This window comes from Xenorhabdus ehlersii (assembly GCF_003610465.1).
In the GTDB taxonomy this organism is placed as follows: domain Bacteria; phylum Pseudomonadota; class Gammaproteobacteria; order Enterobacterales; family Enterobacteriaceae; genus Xenorhabdus; species Xenorhabdus ehlersii.
The window spans coordinates 384,882-403,598 of the sequence record NZ_RAQI01000003.1 but is presented as its reverse complement, the minus strand read 5'-3'; the positions used below and the strand labels follow the sequence as shown (position 1 = coordinate 403,598).

The window sequence follows — 18,717 nt, the reverse complement described above, 5'->3', positions numbered from 1 at the left end:
AGCAAATCAAGGCAGCCAAAACAGAGCCGGATAGCCCTCCGTAATGATGATCGTGTCTGGTGTTCCAATGACGGGTGATAAGGGGATAAAACTCCCCTTTTTCTGTGAGCCTGAGACAAAGCGCTTTTCACCCTTCGGCTTGATGATTTGAGCACCGGTAATTGTGCCGTCCAGTGCCTGAGTGACCAGCAACAAAGAACCGTCTTTCAATAGCTTCTGATCGGGGCATTGCAGCCCCTTTTTGGTCAGATAATCAGATTGTCCGGCAGCAGCTTGAGCCACCAGCTTGTTAACTTTCTCGGCTATCGGAAGAGCCTCTGATTTTGGAGCCTCCTTTCTGGCAGGCTGAGGTTCAGGCAAGGGAAGTAACAGCGCATCAGCAGCCAGCTTAGCCGCTTCAATTACCGTGATACCTTTAGCTTTAGTCAGTAAATCAAAACCGTCTCCGTGGTTCGGGTGTTCACATTGGCGACAATGCCAGTCACCATTACCGTGATCGTCCATGAAATGAAAACGGTCAGTACCGCCGCAAATGGGGCAAGCGCCATGCTTACCCTTTGCTGGAACGTCCACACCACAAGCAGACAACAAACCTTGCCAGTGATCCTTCGCCGCTGTTTTCACTGAACGGATATCAATATGACTTACCATTTGGGGAACCCCTCGCGGTGATGAATTTCAAAATCCGCATGTTGTGCTGTGTCATTCAGGGCTTCGGCAATTCGGGGCAGGTACATCAGGGCTTCACCGATACGGCGTAAATCCTCCCTTGCCTGACAATCTGCATAGTTTTCATTATCAGCAGACCAGAAAGCCAATTCACCGATCGCTGACATTGCCGCCATAACTGCACTGTGTGCTCCATCTGAATGCTTACGCAGATCTTTAATTTCCTCAGTGCTCATAGCGTTAAAGTTGTTGCGTACTAAGTGGTTATAGATATCAGACATAATCAGGCTCTCCCTGCGTAGGTGTATTCTTGCGTGAAACGGCTTAATGGCATGATGCATGGGTAGGTATAGCCCTCACGGACAAACGTCACGCGGTTAAAGGCGATCGACAGCACTTGAACGGTTTCTCCGTTCTTATGGGTGTAATAGTCATGAGGTGCAGGGTTACGCATGGCTCACCTCCTGACGGGAAACAAATATGAGTGAGGAAATGCCAGCCAGTAAACGGGCTTCAACTTCGCTGTCTGCCAATACGGTGATAAGGCGTACAGGGTGAATATCCACCAGCCGCTGAGTGCCCGATGCAATTAGGAATGTAAATTTAAGGCGAGTTTGGGTATGCTGTGGTGTATCCATAGCGTAAGACTCCTTTACGTTGTTGGCTAGACGCCTCGATAGTGTTGGTAGCACTTCGGGGCGTTGTTGTTTTACATCTGACATAAATGTGCTGTACACTGTCAGACACAAACAACATACACCTTGAGTATTACATATGTCAAACACATATTTGCCGAGAGGCAATAAACAAATTGCATTCAGAGTCGAGCCACAATTGGAACAAGCTATGAGGGAAGCAATGAAAATTGATGGTGATGAATCTATATCTGCATGGATAAAAAGAATTATCCGTAAAGAGTTACAATCTCGCGGTATTGAGCAATAACTAACCAAATCTCTTAAAGATATGAGGTTCTTAAGCTGTTGTAATTCTCCGTAAAGCAAATCTGATTTACGCCAAAGGGTAGCATTCGCCGTGCTATCCTTCTCTTTTTGTACCTGACTAATTGTCAGTCGCAAATTAACCGCGTCGCTAAATGATACGCGCAAATTCTGTGAGTCAGCATTACTAACGCTCAAATTATAAGCAGACTGCAAATATGCAGATTGACTATATATCAATGGGTTAGGTAACTGACCCAAAGTTATTGGGGAGCCTCCCAAACTGAGGACTACGATATTCTTCGAGGTCACTGAGTTAATGACCTCGACAGTAAGACTCCTTAACCTCAAGGAGTCTACGCAGTTAACAATGATCATCACTCTGCCTCTTCCAAAAGGTCAGGCTGGTATGTTCTCCACAGTTTCCGTCCTTCTTTATTTAAGCTGGCTAGGCTGTGTCCCTTAATGTAAATTGATAGTATTCTCATCTAAACTGTTTTCAATATGGGAAAAAGATGATGGCACGCTACGACATTCCTGATGACGCATGGATAGTGATAGAACCTTGTTTGCCCCCGGTCCATTCAGAGCGAGCAGGACGTCCACATGTTGAACACCGCCGTGTGATGAATGGGATGTTCTGGGTCTTGTGCTCCGGGGCACCGTGGCGTGATTTACCTGAACGCTATGGCCCTTGGAAAACGGTCTATAACCGATTTAATCGCTGGTCAAAATCGGGCATTATCAACAAGATATTTAATCGGTTACTGTCCATTCTGGATGAAAAAGGCTTGATTGACTGGGCTGAAATTTGCCTGGATGGCAGCAATATTCGTGCGAGTAAAGATGCCGCAGGCGCGAAAAAAAACATCCCGATATCACTGACGATCATGCGCTGGGTCGCTCACGCGGTGGTTATGGCACCAAAATCCACCTGGCAACCGACGGAAAGGGTTTTCCCCTCAACCTGATGTTGACCGCTGGGCAAGCTCATGAAAGTCAATCCGCCATCCCTTTGCTCGACGGCATTGGTATACAACGCAAAAATGGTTTCATGAAACGACGTGGCAAAGCCGTGCTGGCAGACAAAGGGTATTCGAGTAGAAAGCTCCGCGGTTATCTGCGTAAATTGAGGATCAAAAGCGTTATTCCTTATAAAATCAATGAAAAAGGCAGTGCTGATGGTCGTACGCAATTTGATGAACAGGCTTATCGTGACCGCAATGTTGTCGAACGCTGTTTCGGTTTTCTGAAAGGAAATCGGCGTATTGCAACCCGTTACGAAAAAACCGCACGAAACTATTTGTCCATGGTGAAATTAGGCTGTATTCGACTCTTTTACAGGCGGTTATCTAATTAAGGGACGCAGCCTAGTTCTCCTTTGCATGATTGAAGATCGCGCCCACGTTGAGACGCAATTGCTTTGTATTCGTTCTGTCGCCGGGTGAAGTCGTTCAGCGCAGCAAATGGCACACCATAAGAACCCGTTTTGCGGATAGACGGGATAACCTCACGGAATACCCAATTAGCGAATCTGTGGGCAAACGTTCCTTGCTTGGTGGCCTTGCGGCTACGAGTGATTAGTTTGTAAAAACCAGACTCTGAAATGGCATTAAAAATAGGGTTCCCAGCATCAGTAATACCCTTTATTGAACATAGGGTATTTTCATCATCATCTAATGCTTTCATAGAATTGGTGACGTTAGATATTTCTAACGCCTTGCACACATCAGCAGCAATAAACCACGGCTCATTGTTATTTTTGAAAATTCGAACCTGTACGCCCTCAAATTTAATAAACGAGATATCCGCTGAGTCGATATTCAAAATAGGTTCTGGGCTGCTTTCAGAGTGAGCGAGTCCCTGACCAATTAAGGCCGCATTTTTAGATGTCATATTTTTACCCTGTCTTAATTAATTTGATTTTCGGCTATAGGGGTTATTCACGTTCTCTACTGTTGGCGGGTTACGTACCCACCATAGAATATCGCTTAATAACCATGCACAAGAATTACGCCCAAAATGACAACGCGGTGGAAATAAACCTAATCCCTCTAATTTATGGCAATGGCTGCGAGAAATACCGGATATTCTTTCGCGTTCTCTTTCTCTTATTCGTCTTTCAATTTCGCCGTAAGAGGAAAGAATATATTTCCGCTGTTCGTCGGTGGGTAATATAAATTTAGGCATTACATTACCTCGCTGCGAGATTCAGCAATACGTTGTGATATCCAGTCATCTATTTCTGATTCAATAAAAGCGACTGAGCGAGTACCAATCTTGACTTGCTTAGGAAATTTATTATCTGCAATGAGTCTGTAGATCCACGCTTTACCGTAGCCTGTTCTGCGTTGGACTTCGGGTAAACGGATGAGGTTTTCTTTAGGTATTGTGATTGCTGGCATGTAGAGTCTCCTATATTAATCCATTAAGCACCGTAATAGACGATGTGCGCTTTACAGGAGGTATCTTGGCACGAAAAAAAACTTTTTGATCATACCATTAGGCCTAATGGCTTTTTTGAAAATTTAACTATGAGGGTTATATCTCGTGCGGATATTTATTGTACAAATCACTATGAGGGTAGAGGGTAAATAGTGGCTCATTACCATCATGGTTAAGGGTAAAAGACCATTTTTACCCTCAGGGTTGAGGGTTGTTTTACCTTAGTGTGAACATTGCAGATATTCGGAACCACCTATTTACGCTTAATAGGGCAAGCAACTTTCTCAATTGCTTGAGCTTGAGCCTTTGTCATTTCAAACTCTTTATATTCATCTATGAGTTTTGCCACCACCCATTCTTGCGTTGGTATTGTTGACCTTGAATCTTCGTTATAGTCTGCCCATACTTCATTTCTTAATTTAATAGCTATTGATAATGGGTCATCATCTCTATATACAGACAATAGTAATGGTATATTTTCTTTTAATTCATTGATTTTTGTTTTTAAAGATTTATTTTCTAATTCTAAACTTTCAATTTTTGATAGTAAATCAACTGAACTATTTACATTACCTATTTCACTTTCAGGTAATTCAAAAGGCCAATCTAGGTTATGCTCTCTAGCCCATTTAGTAACTTGGTCTTTAACTAAAGTAACATCGACCCTATATTCTTCATTATAGTTATAGTCCATGACGACATTAGTGCCTGACAATATATCATTATCATATGCATCCCAAAGAGAGGCTCTATAACCACGAATAATATCAACCAATGGACCAGAATTTATATGTTCACTAGGTCTACACCCAGCAAAAATATTTGCAGCTTCATCTAGTTGTATGCCTATTCTTGTTTTATATGGTTTAAGATAATCAGGTAAAGAACGTTCTCCCCCTAGAGAGAAACCTAAAACATCCTCAAGTTTGGATTTCACAAAACCAAACTTCCTATATTCGCTAGCTAATTTACGCTCAGTCATAATAAATTCACTCTAAAAAGGGATACTGTCTTCAAAGCTAAATGGGTCATTTTCAATGATGTTTTTTAGTAACTCTCGAATCAGAGGCCTATTATCACAGTATGAAAACGTAGCTATTCCTAATTTTTCCCCAAAAAAAGGAGGATTAACTGGGCTATTATTCCAATCTCTACCAATCTAACTTGAAGATGCAGGTTTTAAAATCTGAAAATTATCAGTCAGTCGAGTCGTGAGCTCTTTCGCTTTTTCTGGCAAAGTGACATGAAAAAAGTGACGAAGAGTTTCACGGAAGGTCTTCGCATCCGGAAAATAGATATTGTTACGCACTTGCTCATTCATATACTTCCACAATCGCTCTATCGGATTGAGGTTTGGGCTGTAAGGCGGGAGGTAATGCAATTCAATATTCAGGACATACGCAATATCTTTCACCAACTCGGCTCGATGGTAACCCGCTCCATCCAAAATGATGTGGATTTTTTGCGAAAGCGGGTAAGTTTCTCGGAGCGCACCGAAGAAATAGGCGATATTTTCGGCATTGATGCGCGGATATTCACGGATCACGGTGTCTTCAATCCGTTGTAAATTCAGGGCGCCCAGAATATTGAGACGGGTACGACTGCCGGTGGTTTCGATCCCTTTTACCTGATTTTTTCCTGCTTTCATCCAGCCATAGCTGAGCTTTGTGGACTGTGAAGGATGCACCGCATCAATAAATAGGATCGGTTCATTCTGCCCCGCTTCCTCTTTCAGCGCCTTGTAGTCATCAATAAATTGTTGCTGTTTGTGCGCATCGAATTTATGAGGAACACCCTTGGGTTTTTTATAGCTGAAACCTTGGCGGTGAAGCCATTTTGTCATTCCGCCCACGCTGAAAGAAACCTGCCAACGGGCTTGGACATAGGCCACAATTTGGGTTGTGGTATGCATCAAATTGGCGGTCAAATAATCAATCAGGTCGGCGGTTTGTTCGGCAGAGAGATGGCTTTCAGAGCCGCCATTTTCTGGGGTGAGCTTTTCCTGCGCGATAAAATCTTTCAGGTGACGGCTGACCGTACTTTCATGAATACGCAAGGCCTGTGCAATCATCTGAGCAGTCCAACCTTCTGAGGCCAAAAGCACCGCCTTAATGCGATCACAGACTCGACTGTCGCGAGTAGTATCATGCATCAATTCAAGGGCGTGTTTTTGTTCTGGTGTCAGATGAATTTTCATGGTTGCATGCATGATCTGATTTGGATAAGAAATCAAGCATCTTCAATGGCGATTGGTATCTATCATCTGGTAATTTCAATAAGATAATTTCAGCAGCTGTCACTAAAGAGCAATCCAGCATCTCACAAATAATATTTAGAGCATCTTCTACCGAAACAAAATCTTTTGCTTTGTTTTTTAATTCGCTAAGCGGATCCGCTAAAAACACATTACTCATCACGCCACCTCACGCCCTCTATTGGTAGGAGCTATGCCAGCCCGTAGAGGTGTACGGGTTTTCGGGGATCAGCCTAGGCATAGCTTGATTCTTTAACGTCTTGGATAGTCTACTAAAGACAATTAAGGCTGTTTATTCATCCAGTTAAGCACGCTTCCCAAATGTGCCATGTACCACATTTTCGCCCCGTTCGAGTGTTTCCATGTAGTCGGCATACCATTGCAGCATTTCCCTACGACCATCTAAATACTGGGCGTGATTGTAGGTTCCTCGAATGCTGTTCTTATCAACATGAGCAAGCTGTGTTTCAATCCATGCGGTGTTGTAGCCTTGTTCGTGCAATATAGTGCTCATGGTGTGCCTAAAGCCGTGACCTGTGGCTCTACCGCTATAACCCATACGCCTAATCATCGTATTTAATGCCATATCAGATATATGCTTTCTATAATCAGTACGGCTAGGAAAAATATATTGATAACTACCGCTGATTGGGTGTATCTGTTTCAGTAACTCAATAACCTGTTCAGACAATGGTACTATATGAGGGCGGCGCATTTTCATTTTTTCGGCCGGAATTTCCCATATACCAGTATCAAAATTAATTTCTGACCACTCAGCCTTTCTTAATTCGCCTGGTCGAACTCCGATTAATATAAGAATCCGTAAAGCCACTCTAACAATCTGGCTTCCCATATATTTATCTATAGAAGAAAGGAATTCTGGTAACTCGCTTACTGAAAGATGTGCGTAGTGTTCACGCTTATGAGGAACAAAGGCACTAGCTAAATCTGGCGCTGGATTATACTCCGCCCTGCCAGTAATAATGGCGTACTTCCAAACTTCACCGCAACGCTGGCGGACTTTCTTCAATTTCTCAGTTGTGCCGCGTTTTTCCATAACAGAAAGCACTTCGAGTAGTTCCATTGGTTTAATGTCAGCAATCGGGCGATCACCTATATAAGGAAACACATCTTTTTCGAATGCGTCCATCATGTCGTCACGATAACCGACAGACCATCTATCTTTTCTACCTTCGTACCATTCGAGAGCGATATTTTTAAATGTATTCTCAGACTGGCTAATTGATGCGACTTTCTCCGCTTTTCTGGCTTCACTCGGATTGATGCCGTTAGCTACCTGTTTTCTAGCCTCATCTCTTTTAGCTCTTGCCTCAGTGAGAGTTACAACTGGATAGATACCTAACGATATCATTTTAGTTTTACCTGTGAACTGATAACGATAGCGCCAATCTTTAGATCCATTAGTTTCAACTAACAAAGATAGCCCGTTACCGTCCGCCAGCGTATATGATTTTTCTTTTGGCTTGGCACGCTTGATTGCCATGTCTGTCAGCTTCATAAATCACCAATATTGTATAGGAAAATTGTAGAGGGAATTTCTATACAAAAAACTATACAACAAATTGCATAGATTTAGGAAGACGACGCTAGACCTTGGGAGAGTTAGATATTGAAGTTTTCGTTGATTTTACTGAGGAAAGTAGACTTTAAGAGATGCTGCTAGAAGTGTAGATGGCGGAGGAGGAGAGATTCGAACTCTCGGATGGTTTCCCATCGGCGGTTTTCAAGACCGCTGCCTTCAGCCGCTCGGCCACCCCTCCGCGATGCCGAGCACTATAACATCACAGTTCCCAATGTAAAGTATTTATCTGTTCAACTGCCGTTAATTTATTCATAACACTGTCTGTTAGTCTATTTAGTCGACATGTTGGGTAATCTTTCTTGGGGATAGTGGTGATTTTTGCTAAATTGCAACCATCGTTATTAGATGGTAAAAAGTTATGTTGGTATTTGAAGATCGCGAGATCGCAACTGATGCACAAGGTTATCTAAAAAACTACCGTGATTGGCAAGAAGCCATGGCTCCTATCATTGCCGAGCAGGAAGCCATCGCTCTAACCGAACAGCACTGGGAAGTTATCCGTTTTGTACGTGAGTTCTATGAAGAATTTAATACTTCACCCGCTATTCGTATGCTAGTCAAAGCGATCGCCCAAAAATATGGTGAGGAGAAAGGGAATAGCCGTTACCTCTATCGCCTGTTTCCTAAAGGGCCTGCAAAACAAGCAACAAAAATTGCAGGCCTTCCCAAGCCAGTCAAATGTATCTGATTTATTCATCCGTCACTAATGACGGATGCTAAAATCACTCATCTCTTCTGCTTCACAAAATTGAGATTGAAAATTTTCTATTTTGGCACCCAAAGGCCCACCCTGCTCTAGCCAATGTATTAACATTTTGATTTGTGCATCATTGCCACAAGCGACGATCTTCACACTTCCATCATTCATATTACGGACATATCCCGCCAGCTTATTTTTCTTTGCCCAGCGGTAGGTGTGATAACGGAATCCAACTCCCTGTACCCTGCCATAAACATAAATAGTCATGCTGCATCTAGTCATCGTTATATTCCTCCCAGACAAGATGGTAAGAACTTTGAAACATTAAACCCACTTTTGTTATTGTATTTTATATACGCAACAGCTAATCTGAAATTATGAAATGTCGGTCACATGCCATCTTGATTTCAAAAATCATGCAAAATTCCGGCTACCGTTACCGGGTGTGAGCTTGAAATTTACCTTACCGCCCTTATATAAGAGTCATTGCAAGGTTTCTTTGGAGGTGGCTATGATGATTGCCAGCAAATTCGGTATCGGCCAGCAAGTACGACATAGATTGCTGGGTTACTTGGGTGTTATTGTAGATATTGATGCTGAATATTCTTTAGAACAGCCGCAGGAAAATGACATTGCATCTAATGCTACCTTACGTTCAGCGCCGTGGTATCACGTTGTGATGGAAGATGATGATGGTCAACCTATCCATACTTATTTGGCAGAAGCCCAATTGACTTACGAAACATCAGATGAACATCCAGAACAATCTTCTCTGGATGAGTTAGCCGAATCTATCCGCAGTCAATTACAAGCGCCACGACTACGAAATTAAATGTTTTTATTACCATTATCTAAATCTACCATTATCTAAATCATAACACTAAGGTGGTGAATAATGAACCAATCACTGCCTTATTCATTTTTCCATCCCCAACCGCGGGATTTCAATTTTTGGGCAACGATCCATCACAACATCTAACCCTTCATTTTCTGCCAATAATTTTGCTTCTTCATTGATAACGCCTTTTTGTAACCAAAGGACTTTAGCGCCAATAGCGATTGCTTCCTCCACAACGCCATAAACGACTTCTGCGTTGCGAAATACATCAACCATATCGATGGGTTGTTTAATATCAGATAATTGCCCCACAACAGGTTGGTTCAATAAAGTCCGTCCTGCCAATTTAGGGCTGACAGGAATAACTTGATATCCCTGATTCAGTAAGTATTCCATAACCTTATAACTTGGACGATCTGTTTTCTCACTCGCTCCGACTAACGCGATGATTTTTACCTTTCCCAGTATATTCGCTATATGTTGATCACTCATTTTCTCCCCCCATCTTCTCCACAGCATTTTTCATTTGGTTTATCTGCTACAGTATTCATGATAAATAATTTATTCATATAAAGGTATCTCTATGGAATCAATTGTTCGCACCTTACCTGAATCGAAAAATATTGCTCTTGTCGCACACGATCATTGTAAAAATTCCCTGCTGGCCTGGGTTAATACCCACAAGGCTTTGTTAGCAAAACATACTTTATATGCGACAGGAACGACGGGGCATTTAATTCAGCAGAAAACAGGATTGTCTGTAACGAGTATGTTGAGTGGGCCAATGGGAGGTGACCAACAAATCGGTGCGCTGATTTCGGAAGGCAAAATAGATGTCTTAATTTTCTTTTGGGATCCTTTGAACGCCGTTCCTCATGATCCTGATGTTAAAGCTCTGCTACGCGTGGCAACGGTTTGGAATATTCCTGTTGCAACAAACTGCTCAACTGCCGATTTTCTTATCAACTCAGTACTTTTTTCTAAAGATGTTAATATTCGTGTGCCAGATTATCAGCACTATCTCAATGAGAGATTCAAATAACTTCAACAGTCATCAGGGAAAAATTTACGGCTTACGCTGAATCGGTACGCCCAATCGCGCCAGTTGCTGAATGAAAACGGATGGGTTTTTCAGTTCCTGCATTAACCAAACCTGCTTCTTTGCTCGCGTCAATGCAACGTATAAAAGACGACGTTCTTCCGCATCAGGGAAATTTTCAGGTTGTGGCAATAAAACTTGTTCCATCACAGTTTCCCTCTCTGGTGCCGGAAAACTGTCTTTGCCCTGTTGCAATCCCAATATAATGACATAATCCGCTTGCTGTCCTTTAGCCGCATGAATTGTCATAAATTCAATCTTCAAATTTGGCCAGCGAGTCGGCGCTTTTTTCAATAATTCGGGTTTGAGATAGTGATAGCGTGCCAATAATATGATGGTTTCCTGCTTAGTAACATAACCACTCATTTTATTAAGCAATGCCTCTAGCTGCTCTTCCGGTAAAATCACAACCGATTTTTTATTGCCTTTTGTCAGGCTAGTGAGACCCTTCTTTAATTGATAAGGATTTTGTTGCACAAATTGATTGGCAATCTCCCCAATACGGCCATTAAAGCGATACGCCATATCCAATGCACATTCAGCCCCTTTACCAAAATAGGTTGAAAATGCTGTCGTTAACGATAATTCAGCACCACTAAAGCGATAGATTGACTGCCAATCATCTCCCACAACAAATAAATGACTTTGCTTATTTTGTGCCTTCAATACCGTTAATAATTTGATCCCCAAGGGGGAAATATCCTGAAATTCGTCCACCAGAATATGTTTCCACGGGCTGATAAATCGACCTTTCTGTAAAATATTCACCGCCTGATGGATCAAACCAGAAAAGTCGACTGCCCCTTCAGATTTCAATGCCAATTTCCAAGCTTTCAGCAAAGGTGCCATAAGCCGTAGACGTTTCTGAAATACATCAATATAAGCAACAGGAGCCTGTTCAATCATCTCTTTTTGACTGCTACCATGCATACGCATTAATTCCAGCCAACGTTCTAAGCGAACGGATAAGCGAGCCGTCAATGACCTATCATGCCAATATTCACCTTCCGGCAATTGCCAATCCAATTCTTCATTCAACCATTCTCGCCAACCTTTAGCTTGTGCTTTTTTTTCTCCACACTGTTTTTGCCATTCTTGCATGAGAAAATCACGGCGTTTTTGGGCATCAATTTCCAGCTCGCTAATTTTGGGTGACTTATTGCTACCTTGCTGAATAATATGCAATGCCAGGGTATAAAATGTTTTTGCTTTTATTTCCTGAGTTCCCAAACGAGTCTGAATACGTTCATTTATTTCATCAGCAGCCGGGCAATTGAAAGCCAACAACAAAATTTGCTCAGGAAGTGCTTGTTGACGTAACAATAACCATCCTGCACGCGCAACTAAAACAGATGTTTTTCCACTGCCCGCCCCCGCTAATACCAGAATATTTTGTTCACCATTAATAATTGCCTGACACTGAGAATGATCAAGTGGCGACGTTTCTATTGTCTGGAAAAATTGCTCATATTGCACCAGCATGTGATTAACCCATTGCCGGTTCAGCGTTTGGATTATCTTTTCACCCTCCTCTAACCAATCCAGACAAATCTTATAATTGTCGTGACAATTTTCAAATTGTACGACTCGTTGTAATGGCAAGGGTAAAGCCTGAAATGTTTCTTGGATTTGTTGCTGTACGGAAGCCAAATCAGCAGTTTTCAGCCAACGATTCTGTTGTTTGATTTTAATTATTTCATTTATTTGAGCTGCCAGAACATCAGCACTGACATCACTCATGTCGACGCTCCATTTTTGCCATTCTTTTAATAGATAATGGTAAAAACGTTGTGTTTGCTGCCACTCAGTACCATGCAAACGAACCACTTTTCCTTCTGACAATTCAAATTCCAGTTCCCCCCAAACAATCCCTCGCTTACACTGAATACTAATTAATTGATTAAATGGAATAAGGTACTGGTGCTTGTCACCGCTCACTTCAATGCCAGCATTCAGTAGACGTACCCGATTATAAGGGTGCTGAGCGAGGCGTTGGCCGATTTGCGTTGATTTTAGTTCCATTGTCGTGGCACCGTACCTGAAAATTGTTGAACTACTTCATCACGTAAATGTTGTTAGGAGTATTTTGTGCTAACGGTTTTATCCAGCTCCCGCCATTTTCTGTATAACAGTCACACTCTCTATTATATCCGTATATTCATTGCTCTGACAGGAACCACTCTCATCCCCTGGCTATTAGGGGAAGAACTCAAAATAACAATTCCACTGCTGTTGGGTGTCGTTGCGGCAGCATTAACTGACTTGGATGACCGCTTGGTTGGGCGATTACGTAACCTCACTATTACCTTAATTTCTTTCTTTGTTGCTTCGACTTCTATTACACTGCTGTTTCCTTATCCATGGCTTTTTATGCTTGGTTTGGCAATATCCACTTGTGGCTTTATCCTGCTTGGTGCACTGGGACAACGTTACGCCACCATCGCTTTTGGTGCTTTACTGATTGCTATTTATACTATGCTCGGTTCGTCAATCTTTCCTCTCTGGTATCAACAGCCTTTGTTACTGCTCACCGGAGCAATCTGGTATAATTTGCTGACATTAACAGGCCATTTATTATTTCCTATTCGCCCCTTGCAAGAAAATTTAGCACGCTGTTATCAGCAACTTTCAGTATATCTCTATGCTAAAACCAGCCTTTTTGATCCCGACAGTGAGGCTGAAGAATATAAACAGTCTGTGTTTGATGTTGCCATGGCGAACAGTGCATTAGTCGCAATGCTCAATCAGGCTAAAAGTTCTTTGTTAAGTCGTTTGAAGGGAGACAGGGGACAACGAGGTACTCGCCATACATTGCATTATTATTTTGTAGCTCAGGATATCCATGAACGCGCCAGTTCATCCCATGTTCAATATCAAAAAATAAGAGAAGTGTTTCGCCACAGTGATGTTATGTTCCGCGTCCAGAGATTGCTTTCCATGCAAGCGCGGGCATGTGAACAGGTTGCACAATCTATTATCCTGCGTAAGCAATATCAACATAACCCGCGGTTTGAAAGTGCATTCAGCTACCTTGAAAGTTCTATTGAGCGTTTAAGAAATCAGCAAGGTACTGACACTAAGATTATGGCATTTGATAATTTGTTGAAAAATTTACGTGCCATTGACGCCCAATTAGCCGGGCTGGACTCAGATCAATATCTTCTTTCTCAGAATACCTCTCTAAAAGATAAACAAGAAGAAACACAGTTATCCGAGGAGGCTTTAACTGGCTGGCATGATATATGGTTTAGGATCAGAAGCCACCTGACACCACAATCTGCCCTATTTCGCCATGCTATTCGTATGTCCATTTTGCTGTGTACTGGTTATGCCATTATTCAGCTATTTGATTTACAGCGTGGATATTGGATCTTGCTAACCAGTTTATTTGTCTGCCAGCCAAATTATAGCGCCACTCGCCGCCGTCTGGCTTTACGTGTGATTGGTACACTGGCGGGGATTCTAATTGGCCTGCCTATTCTCTATTTTGTTCCTTCTATTGAAGGTCAATTAGTATTGATTGTTATTTCTGGCATGCTGTTCTTTGCCTTTCGTAATAGCCAATATGCACATGCAACGATCTTTATCACTTTGCTGGTATTACTGAGTTTCAATTTATTAGGCGAAGGATTTGAAGTAGCGCTGCCAAGAATCATTGATACATTAATAGGTTGTAGTATTGCTCTACTTGCCGTCAGTTTCATCTGGCCAGATTGGAAATTCCGTCAATTGCCTCAAGTAATTACCCGCACAATGGGAGCTAATTGCCGCTACCTTAGCGCAATTTTAACCCAATATCACCAAGGCAAAAGCAATAGTCTGAATTATCGGGCCGCCCGTCGTGAAGCTCACAATTATGATGCTGAACTGGCATCAGTGATTTCAAATATGGCATCGGAACCCAAAGATTATCGTATCTCCCAAGAAGCCGCTTTCCGTCTACTTTGCCTTAATCACACCATGTTAAGTTATATTTCTGCATTAGGTGCTCATCGAGATAAACTTAACGATCCGGCAATTTTAGACATTCTTAATAATTCAATCTGTTATGTTGAATCCACATTAGAACAAGGCCAGATAAATGATGCTACATTGCAAGCCTCGGTAAATAATTTGTTAGAAAAAATTAATCTGACACCTTCTGAAAGTAACAGTAAAGTCCAGCTTATACTACAGCAAATAGGATTACTCATTGAACTATTACCAGAAATTGTTTGTTTAAAAAAACAAATTAGTGATCAAGAACCACATTAATAAGTCATTTCCAGGGGCAATGCTGCCCTTGGAAATGAAATGATTGCTTCCCAATAATTTAATAAACACTATTAAAAAACCACCATCAAATAAATTATATAAATAAATATCCCATCAATTTTAATAAAAATTGATACTTACAAATATTAATATCATAAGCATTCGTTTTTGATATTGATTATATGCGAAACTTCTGTAAAGTCTCAAATCTCTAAAAAAACAACAATCAATTATATTTATTTTACCTTTTATTGATAGTAATAATTATCACTTTTGAATCTATAAACAAATGGAAAATAATATGGAAGAGACTATTGCCATTGCTAAATACCCTATTGGTCTGGATCCGGAAAAGCTTTTTGCCACCCCTAAACTTAATTATGCATTTATACGCATAAATAATATTTGTAATGCACGTTGCGAATTTTGCGATGTGTGGCAAACCGCTCAGATTGATGCACACAAACAAATAGACATGATTAGACTTTGGCAAGAGTTAGAGGCCCTCTCACCACAGGAAGTCAATATTCATGGAGGAGAAGCTTTTTTATCAAAAGATTTTCTGGCGATTCTGGATTGTAACAAAAATACACCAATCTCCATTACAACCAATGGAACTGCTTTATCAAAAAAGATCTTCAATCGTGTACAAAACAAGAGCCATCTTGTCAGAAAATTTTATATCTCAATTGATCATGTAGATCCCCAAAAAAATGGCGAGTCACGAGGCATTCGTTGGTTAACAAACAATCTTTATGATGCTATGGAATATATTAAGCAGGAAATACCCGGCTCTATTATTGTCGTCAATCATGTTGTTACTTCATTAAATTATGACACTATCGATAAATTCCTGCTTAAAATGGCCGAACTGAGCGTTGATGGTGTTAATCTTATTCCGATTAAAGATTATCCTTTGCTGTTTTTAAATACTGCGCAAATTAAGTTATTTATGCAGAAAATAAATACTCTACTGGAAAGTAAACAGATTTCACGCCATCTATTTATGGATGCCAATTATGAAATTTTCGGCCGCAATGAGGAGGATTATTGCCGCGCTGAAATGGGACATTATAACGCGTCTGGCAAAAAAGCATGTGCCATTCCATTGACAACACTATTTATTGATGCCGTAACAGGAAATGTCTACCCTTGCGATACCACGATGTATCGACCAAACCCTGAGCAATATATTATGGGGAATGTCTTGGAAAGTTCATTACACGATATTTGGCATGGTGATAAATTCTCACTCTTCCGTAAAAAAATGTATCCCGTAATCACTTGTAACTGTATTAAAGGCTGTGATCCTGCCAATAGATTAAGGTAAAACTATGTCTCTAGAAATACATATCAATAATCAGGCTAGTTTTCATTACGGGAAGCCGACTATCTTCTGTATGCCAGATATCAAAGATAGTGAACGTTTTGTTCAACTCTGCTATCAATATCATTTAAATCTTATTCTGTTGATCAAGAAAAAATGGCTGGACTCAACGGATTGCTCTTTAGCATTAGCATATATAGTGGTTGATGATCCGTTAGCTAACCACGCCTGTAAAAAAATAATAGAAGCACTAAAACAGGTCAAAGACACACTATCAATTATCACAGCTCCAATTCACATCGATTACTTTATGGCTTTTTCTGAGCTTCATGTTGAATTGATGGCTACCATCGCAACCCATATTAACCAAGATACCCACATAATTGATGTAGCCCAGTCATTTAGAGATAAATGGATAATGCGGAATACTGCCAATGAACGAGGGCTATTTTGTCCCAAATTCACGCTGGCATCAGAAATACTAACCTCACCTGAACATTTCGAGGTCTTTACTGAATCCGTTGAGAATTCTGCCAAGCACAAAGGCAACCAGGTCGGTTTTATTGTAAAGCCACGTTCATTTTGGGGATCGATGGGAGTTACCGAGCATCCAGACCGCACTTCCTTGTTTCATGCATTACAGGAACTTGATGCACCTGAAGAGTATCTAGTGGAAGAAAAAATCCAGGGTAAATTACTGCATGTTGATGCAGCAGTATTCCAACATAAGGTTATCTATCAAGGCATCGGAGCTTACGCCTGTTCATTACTTTCTTCCGATCAACCCAAACCCAGTCATTTTATATGGCACACCATGCTGCCAAATTCTCCTGATAGCCACAGGCTGTTTGAATTTAATCGACGGGTATTGCAAGCATTCAATCTCGAATACGGTTTTACTCATACTGAAATCTTCATTGAAGAAAATACCGACAATCTCATACTTTGCGAAACCGCATCACGTCCACCAGGACTCAGACTATTCGACCTTCATGCGCAAGCCTATAGTAAGCATGCCTTTGATGTCTTTATCAATGCATTAATTTCCCCTGCTTCGGTTTGCAAAGAGCCTTCTTTCTCCATAGAGAATGCTGATCTCAATTGCATTGGCATGATCATTTTTAACCCACCGATTGGAAAAGTAAAATCCATAACTCCTATAGAAGAAATTATTGATGAGCATGTGATTGAATGGGAGCAATATGCCAAAACGGGTAGTTATTTTTCCAACACCCATTACACTGAAAAAATGGGGTATATTATTTGCTCCGCTAAAAATGAACATGAGTGTTTGAAATATTTAAACCATTACAACGCTAAATTCCATTACACAACCATAAAACAAGATTAATACGATGATAAGATATTTGTTTCTTATTTCTTTATTTATTAATGGTGTTGGATCAAGTATTCTTGCCGTCGGATATCCCTATATATTATTATCTGATAACATGCCAGCAACATACTATTATGCCAATATGGGTGTCATATTTTTATTCACATCTATTGGCGCTTTGTTATGGGGCTATAAAATTGATTACTCAACAGATATTTGGAGCTTTCGTATTATTATATTGTTGATTGAAATCTTTAGCACACTGTTATTATTAATATTGCTATTGAGCAAAATAACATTCCCCCCTATTATGTTGCTTTTGTTTATTTCATTATTGGAATTTCTTTTTGCCTATGAAATTCCATGGTCTCGTGTTGCCTGGCATGAACTTAATGACTGGACAAAGCAACAAGGTGGTAAGCATTTGAATGTCTCTCTCTATATTGTTATTGCTACATCGCTTATTTCAGCTCTTGGCCCTGGATTTGGTGCCTTACTGGGGATTACTCAAGGAATAGATACGATTGTGACTATCAAGTTATTCTCTCTGCTGCCTTATTTTTATGTCTGCTATCTTATGATAAAAATGCAAATAAAACGTACAGCAGAGCAAAAATCTCAGTTATCCGTTGGGTTACGTTCTGTGTTTCAACAGCGCTATTATAAGATATTTGCCATTGCTATTGTCTTCACAATTTTTGCCAATGCGTTTTTGATGGTGGCACTCCCTGTTGTTGTTATGGAAAGTTTGGCGAATGAAAGTTATGGATTGGTCACCCTATTCTATTTACTCAGTGCCCTGATACCCATTCTCTGTACAACATTACTCAATAAAACAAGCGTTGATAATCGTATCCAACGTTATCCCATTTCAATATTTATTGGTCTGTTTATATTTGGTATTCTGTTTTTTCAGCTGCAAATTTTTTATGCAAAATCCTTTTTCTATTTACTCTATAACATTGCAATAATTTATTTCAATATCTTAATTACCAAGACCATTTATCAAAAGGGACTGGAAATGCAACAAGGTCGTCTATTTTCTTTATTTCAGATCACAATGAATTTTTCATTCCCAATAGCTGCAATCACCGTATCCATTGCTCCTGGCTCCACACAATCTTTTTTACCTGTGGTCAGTTTCTCCATACTTTTACTGATTGCAATAGCTGTTTATTTAATAATTCAAATGAATAAAGTACCTGCTCCGGTTCATCATTGGCACAGGTGATATTAATAAAAATATTGATT

22 protein-coding genes, 1 tRNA gene and 1 pseudogene are annotated in these 18,717 nt (G+C 40.7%); 9 read left to right on the top strand and 15 right to left on the bottom strand.

Annotated elements, in window-relative coordinates; translation table 11 throughout:
* Positions 1 to 30: 30 nt before the first annotated feature.
* The 4 genes and pseudogenes from BDE27_RS12265 to BDE27_RS12250 form a co-directional block, all read right to left on the bottom strand.
* A pseudogene (locus tag BDE27_RS12265) lies at positions 31 to 651 on the bottom strand (primase-helicase zinc-binding domain-containing protein); the annotation flags it as partial.
* The gene (locus BDE27_RS12260; RefSeq protein WP_099134089.1) at positions 645 to 950 is read right to left on the bottom strand and encodes a hypothetical protein; all 306 of its coding nucleotides are present in this window, start codon (positions 948 to 950) and stop codon (positions 645 to 647) included. The pseudogene BDE27_RS12265 and the gene BDE27_RS12260, both read right to left, overlap by 7 nt.
* Positions 951 to 952: 2 nt before the next feature.
* Positions 953 to 1,123, bottom strand: a complete 171-nt coding sequence (locus BDE27_RS12255) for a DUF4222 domain-containing protein (RefSeq protein WP_099134090.1) — start codon at positions 1,121 to 1,123, stop codon at positions 953 to 955.
* On the bottom strand, positions 1,116 to 1,307 hold the full coding sequence (locus tag BDE27_RS12250; protein WP_099134091.1) for a hypothetical protein: 192 nt from the start codon (positions 1,305 to 1,307) through the stop codon (positions 1,116 to 1,118). The genes BDE27_RS12255 and BDE27_RS12250 overlap by 8 nt, the downstream gene beginning before the upstream one ends.
* Positions 1,308 to 1,443: 136 nt before the next feature.
* Here BDE27_RS12250 and BDE27_RS19495 point away from each other — a divergent pair, with 136 nt between their 5' ends.
* Both BDE27_RS19495 and BDE27_RS12245 read left to right on the top strand, forming a co-directional pair.
* A complete protein-coding gene (locus BDE27_RS19495) occupies positions 1,444 to 1,614 on the top strand; it encodes a hypothetical protein (protein WP_099134092.1) in 171 nt (56 codons plus the stop codon).
* Between the two features lie 514 nt (positions 1,615 to 2,128).
* A protein-coding gene (locus BDE27_RS12245) for an IS5 family transposase (RefSeq protein WP_120211323.1) occupies positions 2,129 to 2,970 on the top strand; the annotation gives its coding sequence in 2 pieces (ribosomal slippage) (positions 2,129 to 2,471 and positions 2,471 to 2,970; 843 coding nt in all).
* Here BDE27_RS12245 and BDE27_RS12240 read toward each other — a convergent pair.
* The 8 genes from BDE27_RS12240 to BDE27_RS12205 form a co-directional block, all read right to left on the bottom strand.
* Positions 2,967 to 3,506 (bottom strand): BRO-N domain-containing protein, encoded by a 540-nt coding sequence (locus BDE27_RS12240; protein ID WP_099134118.1) that lies wholly within the window; start codon positions 3,504 to 3,506, stop codon positions 2,967 to 2,969. The two genes, BDE27_RS12245 and BDE27_RS12240, sit on opposite strands and share 4 nt — an antisense overlap.
* Positions 3,507 to 3,524: 18 nt before the next feature.
* Complete coding sequence (locus tag BDE27_RS12235) at positions 3,525 to 3,800, bottom strand: helix-turn-helix transcriptional regulator (protein ID WP_099134117.1); 276 nt, start codon at positions 3,798 to 3,800, stop codon at positions 3,525 to 3,527.
* Entirely contained in the window at positions 3,800 to 4,015 is a 216-nt protein-coding gene (locus BDE27_RS12230; protein WP_099134116.1) for a helix-turn-helix transcriptional regulator, read from the bottom strand. The genes BDE27_RS12235 and BDE27_RS12230 overlap by 1 nt, the downstream gene beginning before the upstream one ends.
* Before the next feature lie 293 nt (positions 4,016 to 4,308).
* Positions 4,309 to 5,037 (bottom strand): hypothetical protein, encoded by a 729-nt coding sequence (locus BDE27_RS12225; protein WP_099134115.1) that lies wholly within the window; start codon positions 5,035 to 5,037, stop codon positions 4,309 to 4,311.
* A gap of 177 nt (positions 5,038 to 5,214) precedes the next feature.
* The gene (locus tag BDE27_RS12220) at positions 5,215 to 6,252 is read right to left on the bottom strand and encodes an IS630 family transposase (protein WP_120211325.1); all 1,038 of its coding nucleotides are present in this window, start codon (positions 6,250 to 6,252) and stop codon (positions 5,215 to 5,217) included.
* The gene (locus tag BDE27_RS12215) at positions 6,212 to 6,469 is read right to left on the bottom strand and encodes a hypothetical protein (protein ID WP_120211362.1); all 258 of its coding nucleotides are present in this window, start codon (positions 6,467 to 6,469) and stop codon (positions 6,212 to 6,214) included. The genes BDE27_RS12220 and BDE27_RS12215 overlap by 41 nt, the downstream gene beginning before the upstream one ends.
* Before the next feature lie 144 nt (positions 6,470 to 6,613).
* Entirely contained in the window at positions 6,614 to 7,828 is a 1,215-nt protein-coding gene (locus BDE27_RS12210) for a tyrosine-type recombinase/integrase (RefSeq protein WP_099133344.1), read from the bottom strand.
* Positions 7,829 to 8,002: 174 nt separating this feature from the next.
* Positions 8,003 to 8,090: transfer RNA gene (locus BDE27_RS12205), tRNA-Ser, on the bottom strand.
* A gap of 180 nt (positions 8,091 to 8,270) precedes the next feature.
* On the opposite strand from BDE27_RS12205, the gene tusE reads away from it, so the two are divergent.
* Positions 8,271 to 8,600 carry a sulfurtransferase TusE gene (tusE, locus tag BDE27_RS12200; RefSeq protein WP_167450598.1) on the top strand — a complete coding sequence of 110 codons (330 nt, stop codon included), beginning with the start codon at positions 8,271 to 8,273 and terminating at the stop codon, positions 8,598 to 8,600.
* Positions 8,601 to 8,615: 15 nt separating this feature from the next.
* Here the strand turns inward: tusE and yccX are convergent, their stop codons facing one another.
* Complete coding sequence (gene yccX / locus BDE27_RS12195; RefSeq protein WP_099133342.1) at positions 8,616 to 8,894, bottom strand: acylphosphatase; 279 nt, start codon at positions 8,892 to 8,894, stop codon at positions 8,616 to 8,618.
* 229 nt (positions 8,895 to 9,123) lie between these two features.
* Between yccX and hspQ the strand changes: the two genes are divergently transcribed.
* Entirely contained in the window at positions 9,124 to 9,444 is a 321-nt protein-coding gene (hspQ, locus tag BDE27_RS12190; RefSeq protein WP_187651412.1) for a heat shock protein HspQ, read from the top strand.
* A gap of 84 nt (positions 9,445 to 9,528) precedes the next feature.
* Here hspQ and BDE27_RS12185 read toward each other — a convergent pair whose 3' ends face one another.
* Entirely contained in the window at positions 9,529 to 9,942 is a 414-nt protein-coding gene (locus BDE27_RS12185; RefSeq protein ID WP_099133340.1) for a CoA-binding protein, read from the bottom strand.
* Positions 9,943 to 10,033: 91 nt separating this feature from the next.
* On the opposite strand from BDE27_RS12185, the gene mgsA reads away from it, so the two are divergent.
* Positions 10,034 to 10,492, top strand: a complete 459-nt coding sequence (gene mgsA, locus BDE27_RS12180) for a methylglyoxal synthase (RefSeq protein WP_099133339.1) — start codon at positions 10,034 to 10,036, stop codon at positions 10,490 to 10,492.
* Between the two features lie 24 nt (positions 10,493 to 10,516).
* Here the strand turns inward: mgsA and helD are convergent, their stop codons facing one another.
* Positions 10,517 to 12,571: a DNA helicase IV gene (helD, locus tag BDE27_RS12175; protein ID WP_099133337.1), complete on the bottom strand. Its 2,055-nt coding sequence runs from the start codon at positions 12,569 to 12,571 to the stop codon at positions 10,517 to 10,519.
* A gap of 66 nt (positions 12,572 to 12,637) precedes the next feature.
* Here helD and yccS point away from each other — a divergent pair, with 66 nt between their 5' ends.
* The 4 genes from yccS to BDE27_RS12155 all read left to right on the top strand — a co-directional run bounded on the left by yccS (position 12,638) and on the right by BDE27_RS12155 (position 18,697).
* Positions 12,638 to 14,803, top strand: coding sequence for a YccS family putative transporter (gene yccS / locus BDE27_RS12170; RefSeq protein ID WP_099133335.1), 2,166 nt, complete (start codon positions 12,638 to 12,640; stop codon positions 14,801 to 14,803).
* A 301-nt stretch (positions 14,804 to 15,104) separates the two neighbouring features.
* Complete coding sequence (locus BDE27_RS12165) at positions 15,105 to 16,133, top strand: radical SAM protein (protein ID WP_167450597.1); 1,029 nt, start codon at positions 15,105 to 15,107, stop codon at positions 16,131 to 16,133.
* A gap of 4 nt (positions 16,134 to 16,137) precedes the next feature.
* Positions 16,138 to 17,481: an ATP-grasp domain-containing protein gene (locus BDE27_RS12160; protein WP_099133331.1), complete on the top strand. Its 1,344-nt coding sequence runs from the start codon at positions 16,138 to 16,140 to the stop codon at positions 17,479 to 17,481.
* A 4-nt stretch (positions 17,482 to 17,485) separates the two neighbouring features.
* Complete coding sequence (locus BDE27_RS12155) at positions 17,486 to 18,697, top strand: MFS transporter (RefSeq protein ID WP_099133330.1); 1,212 nt, start codon at positions 17,486 to 17,488, stop codon at positions 18,695 to 18,697.
* The last annotated feature ends 20 nt before the right edge of the window (positions 18,698 to 18,717 follow it).

Bases quoted from the DNA above. Each gene is read 5' to 3' on its own strand.
- BDE27_RS12240 (WP_099134118.1), bottom strand. From the start codon at position 3,506: ATGACATCTAAAAATGCGGCCTTAATTGGTCAGGGACTCGCTCACTCT.
- BDE27_RS12220 (WP_120211325.1), bottom strand. From the start codon at position 6,252: ATGAAAATTCATCTGACACCAGAACAAAAACACGCCCTTGAATTGATG.
- helD (WP_099133337.1), bottom strand. From the start codon at position 12,571: ATGGAACTAAAATCAACGCAAATCGGCCAACGCCTCGCTCAGCACCCT.
- hspQ (WP_187651412.1), top strand. From the start codon at position 9,124: ATGATGATTGCCAGCAAATTCGGTATCGGCCAGCAAGTACGACATAGA.
- BDE27_RS12230 (WP_099134116.1), bottom strand. From the start codon at position 4,015: ATGCCAGCAATCACAATACCTAAAGAAAACCTCATCCGTTTACCCGAA.
- BDE27_RS12235 (WP_099134117.1), bottom strand. From the start codon at position 3,800: ATGCCTAAATTTATATTACCCACCGACGAACAGCGGAAATATATTCTT.
- tusE (WP_167450598.1), top strand. From the start codon at position 8,271: ATGTTGGTATTTGAAGATCGCGAGATCGCAACTGATGCACAAGGTTAT.
- BDE27_RS19495 (WP_099134092.1), top strand. From the start codon at position 1,444: ATGTCAAACACATATTTGCCGAGAGGCAATAAACAAATTGCATTCAGA.
- mgsA (WP_099133339.1), top strand. From the start codon at position 10,034: ATGGAATCAATTGTTCGCACCTTACCTGAATCGAAAAATATTGCTCTT.
- BDE27_RS12165 (WP_167450597.1), top strand. From the start codon at position 15,105: ATGGAAGAGACTATTGCCATTGCTAAATACCCTATTGGTCTGGATCCG.
- yccX (WP_099133342.1), bottom strand. From the start codon at position 8,894: ATGACTAGATGCAGCATGACTATTTATGTTTATGGCAGGGTACAGGGA.
- BDE27_RS12185 (WP_099133340.1), bottom strand. From the start codon at position 9,942: ATGAGTGATCAACATATAGCGAATATACTGGGAAAGGTAAAAATCATC.
- BDE27_RS12160 (WP_099133331.1), top strand. From the start codon at position 16,138: ATGTCTCTAGAAATACATATCAATAATCAGGCTAGTTTTCATTACGGG.
- BDE27_RS12155 (WP_099133330.1), top strand. From the start codon at position 17,486: ATGATAAGATATTTGTTTCTTATTTCTTTATTTATTAATGGTGTTGGA.
- BDE27_RS12250 (WP_099134091.1), bottom strand. From the start codon at position 1,307: ATGGATACACCACAGCATACCCAAACTCGCCTTAAATTTACATTCCTA.
- BDE27_RS12260 (WP_099134089.1), bottom strand. From the start codon at position 950: ATGTCTGATATCTATAACCACTTAGTACGCAACAACTTTAACGCTATG.
- BDE27_RS12210 (WP_099133344.1), bottom strand. From the start codon at position 7,828: ATGAAGCTGACAGACATGGCAATCAAGCGTGCCAAGCCAAAAGAAAAA.
- BDE27_RS12215 (WP_120211362.1), bottom strand. From the start codon at position 6,469: ATGAGTAATGTGTTTTTAGCGGATCCGCTTAGCGAATTAAAAAACAAA.
- BDE27_RS12225 (WP_099134115.1), bottom strand. From the start codon at position 5,037: ATGACTGAGCGTAAATTAGCTAGCGAATATAGGAAGTTTGGTTTTGTG.
- BDE27_RS12255 (WP_099134090.1), bottom strand. From the start codon at position 1,123: ATGCGTAACCCTGCACCTCATGACTATTACACCCATAAGAACGGAGAA.